Origin of the sequence: Pseudoclavibacter sp. CFCC 14310 (genome assembly GCF_008831165.1) — a bacterium.
Classification (GTDB): domain Bacteria; phylum Actinomycetota; class Actinomycetes; order Actinomycetales; family Microbacteriaceae; genus Pseudoclavibacter_A.
Window position 1 is genome coordinate 424,339 of record NZ_WBKC01000004.1, and the last position, 8,563, is coordinate 432,901.

Here is an 8,563-nt window from a genome sequence, read left to right on the forward strand (position 1 = left end):
TACAGACCAGCTGCACCAACAGAAGAGAGCGACCATGACCACCACCGACCGTCTGACAGCCCGCACCGCACCTCGTGTGCTCGTCGTCGTCAACTCCACGTCGAGCGGCCTGCGACGGCTGGAGCGGTGGCTTGAAGAGGCCGGACTCGACCTCGACCAACGGATCGGCAGCGAGGGCCTGCCGGCGGGCCTCGACGGGTACGACGGGCTCGTGATGCTCGGCGGGGGGCTCATGCCCGACGATGACGAGCGTGCGCCCTGGCTCGCTCAGGAGCGTCGGCTCGCCGCTGAGGCCATCGACCGTGACCTGCCCACCCTCGGCATCTGCCTCGGCGGTCAGGTGCTCGCCCAGGTGTGCGGCGGCACAGTCAAGGCCAAGACGGGTGTGCCAGAGCGAGGGATGACCCGCATCAGCACCACATCGGAGGGAACGGCAGACCCGGTGATCGGCGTCTTGGCCCCCTCTGCGCCCATGATCGAGAACCACGAGGATCGCATCACCGCGCTCGGCGATCAGGCCGTGCTGCTGGCCAGCAGCGCCGACTGCGAGTTCCAGGCCTTCCGACTCGGTCGGCATGTGCGCGGCCTGCAGTTTCACCCTGAGGTGAATGCCGAGCGGCTGCGCACTTGGGATGACGCAGCGCTGGCAGAGCAGAACTTCGACCTGGCCCACATGATCGCCGAGGCCGACGCCCACGACGGCGAGAACACCGCGATCAGCCGCGCGCTGGCCGACGCCTTCGCCAGCGAAGTGCGCGAGCACGCCGAGGTCTCGCGATGAGTCTGCACGTCGATCATCTGCGACCTGATCGCGACGCGCTGGCGGCTGCCGGTGCGGCGGCGCTCGAGCAGCGTCTCGATGCGGCAACACTGCGCATGGCGCCCTCGTTCAGCGCTGCGGTGTTCGACGCGGATGGTGTGGTCGCCTGGATCGGCCGAGGTCACCAGCGACGAGATGCGGCCACGCCGACACGTGACACGATCTATCGCATCGCCTCGATGTCGAAGAGTTTTCTGGGCGCTGCGGCGCTGGTGCTGCGAGATGAGGGCCGCCTCGACATGCACGCACCGGTCACCGATTATGTACCCGAGTTCGCAGCGGCGACTTACCAGGGTCGACCGGTGCACGTGACGCTCGACATGCTGATGTCGAACCGCGGCGGCCTGGCCGAAGACAACCCCTGGGGCGACAACCACCTCGGCGCCTCTCGGGCCGAGATGAGCCGGGTGCTGAGCGACGGACTTCGTCTCGCCCTGCCTCCGGACGAGACCTACCAGTACTCCAACCTGGGCATCTCGCTGATCGGGCGCGCCATCGAGCAGGTGACCGGGCAGCCCGTCGAACGGTTCGTCTCAGAGCGGCTGCTGCGCCCCCTGGGCCTGCACCACACCGCCTACTCACTCGACGACATTGCGACGGAGTCTGCTCGGCCTGACGCCGCGACCGGCTGGCGCACCTTCGATTCCGGCGCGTCGTGGGCGAACGAGCCCTATGTCGGCTGCGGCGCGCTCGGCTGCATCGGGGCGCTCTTCAGCACCGTCGACGACATCGCCGCATGGGGCCGTTTTCTGCGCTCCGCCTTCACAGACCACCCGCTGAGCGAAGACGTGCTCTCGGCTGCGGCGCGTCGCGAGCTGCAGCGAGTGCACACCATCATCGCCGGCACTGACGAACGGCTGTCGAGCCGGCCGCTCACCGGTGCCGGATACGGCTACGGTCTGGTCGTCGAACACCATCGACGTCTCGGGCGCATCGTGCAGCACTCGGGAGGGCTGCCCGGGTTCACCTCGCATATGCGCTGGCACGTCGACAGCGGCGTGGGTGTGGTCGTCTTCGGCAACAGCGACGCCACCAGTGCCGCAGCCATCGCGATCGACGTGCACGACCGGCTGCTCGACGAGGTCGTGCTCACATCAGCTGCCGAGCCGAGCCGAGCCGAGCCTGCCGGTGTGCTCGGGGCTCAGCTGCGCCCATGGCCCGAAACGCTGCGCGCCGCCCGGCTGCTCGATGCGCACGTGCGCACCGGCGAGCAGTCGATCGCATCGCTCAGCGATCTCTTCGCACGAAACGTCCTCACTGACGAGCCCGTCGATGTGAGAGACGCCGCTCTGAACGCTGCCAGGGCGCGCGTCGGGGGCGTGCCGACCGCAGCATCCGCCCTCGAAGCCCGCCTGATCGACGCGCCCACTGAGGCCGTGCTGCGCTGGCGTGTGCCGGGTGCAGCCGGCGAGCTGATCTGCACGCTGCGGATGGTCGGGCTGAGTCACCCGCTCGTCCAGGCATTCAGCGTGGTCGCGGGAGACGCCGGTGCCGACGATCGGCCGAGTGCCATGCGCAGCCTGCCGGTGACTGCCGAACCTGGTCGGTGAGGCAGCCACCCGGCAAGGTCAGGCGAGCGCGCCCATCGGATCCCACGCGTCGAGCACGATCGGCTCGGCGCTGATCGCGGCCTGCAGCTCGGCGGGCAGACGGTCTTTGCGAACGACGACCTCGAAGACGTACTCGTCGAACCAGGAATCGTGCATGGTGCAGAAGCCCTTGTCGAACTTCTCGATGCCCCAGCTGTTCTCGACTCGCCAGCGACGGGGTGCGCCGGGCTGCTCTGCATCGTCGCTGGCCAGGTCGACGCCGGTGAAGAGCATCGCGTGCGTCATCTCGCTGTCGCCGTAGCGAATGCGGTCTTCTTTCGTCGTGCTCAGATCAACGCCGTACACGCCGGAGTAGTCGAACAGGTCGGCAGCCCAGACGCCGTCTTCCCGGTAGAACTGCGGGTCGACGTCGCAGCCGAACCAGACCGGCTCGCCGTCGGCGATCGTGGCCGCCGTGACGCTCTTGATCGTGTCGATGTCTGCGTTGAGGTAGAGCACCGGGTCTCCGCCGACGACGTTGCCCAAGTGGGCGACGGTGAGCGTCGAGCCTTTGGGATGCTCAGGGCGCGGGTCGTCGACGAGGCAGATGTAGTCGCGCAGGTCGATGTCGGTGTACTCCGCGAGGAACTGCTGGGGGGTGAACACGCCCGCACGATGGAACTCGTTCTTGTCGTCGTTCCACTGCCATTCGAACTCGGTCGGCGGCACACCGAGGTGAATGGTCAGAATGGTGTGTGTATCGGCCAGCAGGCGGTCTTTGAACGCACGGGCGTCGTCGAGGCTGGCGCCGGATCGCACGAGTTCGCGCAGCTCTTTGGCGCCCTTGCGCAGCAGGGTGCTGAGCGATGAGTTCATGCGGCTCGTATTGCCCGACGACTCGGTCTCTGGCATGACCTCTTTGGGCACCACGCCGTGCTTCAGAAAGACGCTGACCTCCATGTTCCACTGCCCGCCGTCGCTCAGCAGGTTCTTCAGCAGAAACGACATGAGGCGGTCATCCGGCTCACGGTCGGCCAGGGCGATGACGTCTTCGAGAAAGTAGTTGGCTCGCTCGATCTTGTCCCAGTACATGGCATGGTTCTGGCTGAACTCGAAGTTCTTGACCCCCAGCTTCTTTCGCGTGTCGCTGCGCAGCAGGTTGAGCGCGGCGAAGAGCCAGCATCGCCCGCTGTTCTTCTGGTTGGCGGCCTCCCAGTCGTCAAGGCGATTCGACATGCTGCGAGGCGTGTCGATCAGACGCTGACGATTCAGCGCGATGTCGTCGATCTTCGACTTGGTGACGGCGTTCTCCGCGCGCACACGTGCGGGGTCGGCGAGAAACTGCTGTCGGAGCTGACCGAGCAGATCAGGTGAGAGGGAGGATTCGGGAATGGACACAGTTGCTTCTTTCATCTCTGGTGGAGTTGGCGGTGCGAGGTCACTCGCGGCTTCTCGGGGTCGAGGCAAGGGCGGCCCAGGTGAGTCCGAGTGCCGTGTCGATCATCGTCTCATAGGCGACGATCGTATCGGCTGCCGCGCAGAACCCCTGAGAGTGCAGTGGATGCTGCACTCCCGGAATGCTGACCCATGGGTGCAGGCTCGGGATGCGCTGGGAGACATTGCCCATGTCTGTGGAGCCCGGCACCGGCAGCCGGTCGGGCAGCAGCGATCGACCGAACCGGGACATCACCTCGTTCCAGGCATCGGCGAGCGCCGGGTCTTGCGCCAGTGGTTCGTATGTCGGCTCGGTCGAGGTGATGGCGAGTTCGACGTTGGCCGCATGCGCGGCGCCCTCGAGGCAGCGCGTCACGCGTGCTGACAACGCAGCAAAGCCCGTGAGCGTGTCACTTCTGAACTCGAAGTCGAGAACTGCATGGTCAGAGATGACGTTGGTGGCGCATCCCCCGTCTCGCGCGATGAGCGACATGCGCTCCTGCGGCCGAATCTGCTGACGCAGCAGCCCTGCCGCGACCTGCGCGATGACTGCCGCATCATTGGCGTTGCGGCCCAGATGAGGTGCTGCCGCTGCGTGTGCTGAGACTCCGGTGAACTCCGCGCGGAAGCGCCCGATTGCGAGCGATCGGGCGCTGTGGGCGTCGTAGCTGTATCCGTCAGGCACGGGGTGGGCCATGATCGCGATGTCTGCGTCGTCGAAGGCGCCCTGCTCCAGCAGCAGAATCTTGCCGCCACCGTGCTCTTCGGCGGGGCAGCCGATGACGACGACCCGTATGCCGGTCTCTTCGGCGACTGCTGCCAGCCCGACAGCGGTCAGGAGCCCCTGCCCCAGAATGATGTTGTGCCCGCACGCATGGCCGATCTGCGGCAGTGCGTCGTACTCCAGACAGACGGCAACCGTGAACGGATCACTGCCCGCGGGTTCGCCTGCGTCGTACACGGCGGTGAAGGCTGTGGGCAGATCGGCGACGTCTTCGACGACGAACCCGCGCTGGCCGAGAAAGTCACGGGCTCGCTGCGCGCTTCGATGCTCGTCGAACGCGGTCTCAGGGTCGTCGTGAACGGCCTGCGACAGGCTGTGCACCGCACTCAGCTCTGACAGCATGCCTGCCACGCTGCGTCGCTCGGTGTCGGTGGCGGTGCTCTCTGCCAGCCGCCTGCGCAGGTGTTCGGTCAGCAGATCATGCATGAGCAGCCTCCGTTCTGCGGTCGAGCACGCTCCCGGCCCGCGCGCCCGTGGGGCGTCCGTCGTTGAGAGCGGTCACTCCGGCGACCAGCACCCGTTCGATGCCCACTGACAGCTGCCATGGGCTCTGGTAGGTCGACCGGTCGGCCACCGTGATCGGGTCGAACATGACGAGATCGGCGATCGCTCCGGTGGCGACACGTCCCCGCCTCGCCAGCCCGATCCGAGATGCCGGCAGTGACGTCATCTTGCGCACGGCCTCGACGAGATCGAGCACATCCGTCTCACGGGCGTAATGCCCGAGCACACGGGTGAACGTGCCGAAGCTGCGTGGGTGCGGATTGCCCTCGCGACTCATGTCGAGTATCCAGCCGTCACTGGCGACGGCAGTGATCGGATGCCGCAGAATGGTGCGCACGTCGGCTTCGGCCATCGAGTGGTTAATGATCGAGACGGCCGCATGGTGGTGTTCGAGAACCCGCAGGGCCGCCTCCTGCGCAGTGCACCCTTCACGAGCTCCGATGTCCACGAGCGAGTGCCCGACGGCCCAAGAGTAGCGCCCGGCCGGGAGGTCGGCGATGATGACTCCGGCCGGGTCGATATCGTGCCCGAAGCGAGCAGCCAGCTCACCCGCGATCTTGGCGCGCGTCTCGGTGTGACCGAGTCGGCGCACCAGTGCCTCAGGCCCGCCGTCCATGGCCCACGGCGGCATCCGCGATGTCAGCGTGGTGCTGGATGCCGTATACGGGTAGACGTCGGTGGTCGCATCGACGCCCTCCGCTCTCGCTGCCTCGATACGGTCGAGCGCATCGACGACTGTTCCGTGGTTCTCGGGCCCCATGGCCTTCAGGTGAGAGATCTCGAGTCGAACCCCTGTGGCACGGGCGACGTCGAGGGCTTCGTCGACGGCATCGACCAGACGGTTCGTCTCGTTGCGCATATGCGTCGAGTAGAGCATGCCACTTCTATGCGCAGTCGCCGCGAGCGCCCGCAGCTCTTCGGCGTCGGCGAAGACGCCCGGGGTGTAAATCAGCCCCGAGGTGAAGCCGAAGGCGCCATCGCCAGCCGCCTGCTCCAGCATGGCCTGCATGAGTGCGAACTCAGGTTCTGTCGGCGGTCGTCGTTCCATGCCCAATGCGGCGATGCGCAGCGCATTGTGTCCGACCTGTGGAGCGATGTTGACAGCGGGCTGCGCGGCATTGATCGCACGCCGGAAGCCACGCAGGTCCGTCCAGTCGAACGTCGTCCCAGACGTATCCATGAAGCCGATGGATTCGCGCATCATGTCGAGATCGATCACGGGAAACGGCGAGAAGCCGCAGTTTCCCGTCACCAAAGTGGTGACTCCCTGTGTGAGCTGTGTCTCTGCCGAGGCCGCTCCCTGAATCGAGAAGTCAGCGTGCGAATGCAGATCGATGAATCCCGGGCACACGACCTTTCCCACTGCGTTGACGTGCTCTCGTGCTGCGAGCGGCTCTGTGGTGATCGCGACGATGATTCCGTCGCTGACGCCGACGTTGGCGGTGAACGGCGCGCGCCCCGTTCCGTCGATGACGGTCGCCGAATCGAAAGAGAGATCGCATTCAGCCATGGGTTCCGACTCCTCAGTTCGTGATTGTCGCGTAATTGTCGATTGTGCAGATGGTCATTGATACGGGCGATGAGTCTGCACCGCGACATGGTGTCAGAGGCGGCGCAGACTCATCGCTGATCAGCGAGAGAGACTCATCGGGTCTCGAAGAAGAGAATGACCAAGTACATCAGACAGGTCGGCACAAGCAGCAGCCATCCGGTGATGATCATGTTCTTCAGGTTTCTCGACCCTGCGAGACCCATGGCTCCGATCATGTTGCCGTTCGGGAACGGACCATAGGTGTCGGCCTTCGAGGCGAAGAGCAGCACGATGACCCAGGCGCTGGCCGGAACGCCGAGGGCGGCTCCGATGCCCCCGAACACTTTGTCGATGAGCACCACCTGTGCTGCGGTTCCTCCGGGAACCCCGACCCAGCCGAGCAGCGCGATGATGATGGTGAACGCATAGGCCGATCCGCTGGCGAGGCTGTCGCCGAAGCTGTCGAGGATGACCTGGAACGGAGCCAATGCGTCGATCTGTGCGAAGAGCACGGCCAGCAGCCAGAACAGTGCGAACATGCTGATCATGCCCGACATCCCGTCGTACATGCGCTTGAGCACACCGACGAGCGACAGGCCGCCGGCCAGGCCCGTGGCCACGGCGATGACAGGCAGGGCCAACAGCGGGAACGTCGTTCCCGAGTTCGAGACGATCGCATAGGCGACGCTGACGACCAACGTGATCACGAAGGCAAGAGTGGCCGCGCCCACACGGCGCTTCTCACCGGGTTCGCTCTGCACCGGCTCGATCGTCTCGTAGTAGTCGCTCGCATCGTCCTTCGTGCGCTTCTGCATCCAACGCACGACGAAGACGCCCAAGATCATGGTGAGCAGAGCAAGCGGGCCGGCACCGTAGATGACGAAGTCGAGATACCCGACCTCGGCAGCCTCCATGATGACCACGTTCGAACCGGCGAACGGAGCGAGAGCGAGACCGGCGCATCCACCGGTGAACATCATCGATGCAGTCGCAGACTTCGTGAAGCCCACGCGAGCTGCGATCGGAATCAGCACGGGTGCTGCGATCGCCAGCGCACCGGCCAGTGTGCCGAGACTCAGCACCAGAACCAGGCATGACACCATGATGCCGATGCTGATCGCGGTCTGGCCACGGCCGCCGACCAGGCCCATGATGCTTCGCACGATCTTCTCGGCGACTCCCGTCTCGCGCAGCACCTCACCCACACCGGCACCAAGCATGATGATGAGACCGATGACCACGAGCGAGTCTGCCAAAGAGTCGCCGAGCATGACCCCGGCGTCTTTCGGGCTGGGATGCAGCATGGCAAAGCCTGCGATGATCGCCGCGACCGTGGCGATCACGACGTCCATGCCCATCAGGCAGAGCACGGCGTAGAGAACGATCGGCAGCACTCCCCAAAGCGTGGGAGCGCTGTTGAACGCGCCGAGTACAGCTGAGGCGACGATACCGACCAGGGCGATCACATAGGTGATGCGCTCTTTCGTCGAGAGCGGGCCTCTCTTCTCGAGGTGGGCATGCAGCGCTGTGGACATCAGGTTCCTTCCGCGGGGGATCTACAGCCGAGCTCAGGCCAAGCTAATGCAAGGATGTTGCAGTTGTGTTTCGAATCCTAAAGTCGACAGCGAACGCTCGTCACCGATCTCGGGCGCAAATATACGATTACAGGCGCATTTGCCGGATATATCTAGGGAGGCGACGTGCTCGACGAGGACATTCTCGCTACATATGAGCCACACCTTAGTGATCATATGAATCGTATAGCTTCTTCGAGTCCTGCTGATGCCGCTCAGAGGCCGAACTTTCCCGAACGTGAGCCGGATCGGTCGCGACGGCCTGGCGGGTCAGGGCCGCGGTGCGATGCTCGCAGAGAACGGGCTTAACGAGAGAGCCGCGGGGACAGACACAAGATGTTTCTGTGTCCCCGGCGCGGGGGAGGGGAGGGCCCGACACCAACCGGG

General features: G+C 65.2%; 6 protein-coding genes. 2 read left to right on the forward strand and 4 right to left on the reverse strand.

Features of this window, described 5'->3' with window-relative positions:
- Positions 1-34: 34 nt before the first annotated feature.
- On the forward strand, positions 35-781 hold the full coding sequence (locus tag F8O06_RS11435; protein WP_158038666.1) for a type 1 glutamine amidotransferase: 747 nt from the start codon (positions 35-37) through the stop codon (positions 779-781).
- On the forward strand, positions 778-2,370 hold the full coding sequence (locus tag F8O06_RS11440) for a serine hydrolase domain-containing protein (protein WP_158038667.1): 1,593 nt from the start codon (positions 778-780) through the stop codon (positions 2,368-2,370). The genes F8O06_RS11435 and F8O06_RS11440 overlap by 4 nt, the downstream gene beginning before the upstream one ends.
- Before the next feature lie 18 nt (positions 2,371-2,388).
- Here the strand turns inward: F8O06_RS11440 and F8O06_RS11445 are convergent, their stop codons facing one another.
- The 4 genes from F8O06_RS11445 to F8O06_RS11460 all read right to left on the reverse strand — a co-directional run bounded on the left by F8O06_RS11445 (position 2,389) and on the right by F8O06_RS11460 (position 8,137).
- Entirely contained in the window at positions 2,389-3,747 is a 1,359-nt protein-coding gene (locus F8O06_RS11445) for an aminopeptidase C (protein ID WP_225733491.1), read from the reverse strand.
- A 40-nt stretch (positions 3,748-3,787) separates the two neighbouring features.
- Positions 3,788-4,993 carry an amidohydrolase gene (locus F8O06_RS11450; protein ID WP_158038669.1) on the reverse strand — a complete coding sequence of 402 codons (1,206 nt, stop codon included), beginning with the start codon at positions 4,991-4,993 and terminating at the stop codon, positions 3,788-3,790.
- A complete protein-coding gene (locus F8O06_RS11455) occupies positions 4,986-6,581 on the reverse strand; it encodes an N-acyl-D-amino-acid deacylase family protein (protein WP_158038670.1) in 1,596 nt (531 codons plus the stop codon). Before F8O06_RS11455 ends, F8O06_RS11450 begins: the two co-directional genes overlap by 8 nt.
- Before the next feature lie 134 nt (positions 6,582-6,715).
- Positions 6,716-8,137, reverse strand: coding sequence for a Na+/H+ antiporter NhaC family protein (locus F8O06_RS11460; protein ID WP_158038671.1), 1,422 nt, complete (start codon positions 8,135-8,137; stop codon positions 6,716-6,718).
- Positions 8,138-8,563 lie beyond the last annotated feature (426 nt).

Coding starts and splice junctions, on each gene's coding strand:
- F8O06_RS11455 (WP_158038670.1), bottom strand. CDS start 6,581: ATGGCTGAATGCGATCTCTCTTTCGATTCGGCGACCGTCATCGACGGA.
- F8O06_RS11435 (WP_158038666.1), top strand. CDS start 35: ATGACCACCACCGACCGTCTGACAGCCCGCACCGCACCTCGTGTGCTC.
- F8O06_RS11450 (WP_158038669.1), bottom strand. CDS start 4,993: ATGCATGATCTGCTGACCGAACACCTGCGCAGGCGGCTGGCAGAGAGC.
- F8O06_RS11440 (WP_158038667.1), top strand. CDS start 778: ATGAGTCTGCACGTCGATCATCTGCGACCTGATCGCGACGCGCTGGCG.
- F8O06_RS11460 (WP_158038671.1), bottom strand. CDS start 8,137: ATGTCCACAGCGCTGCATGCCCACCTCGAGAAGAGAGGCCCGCTCTCG.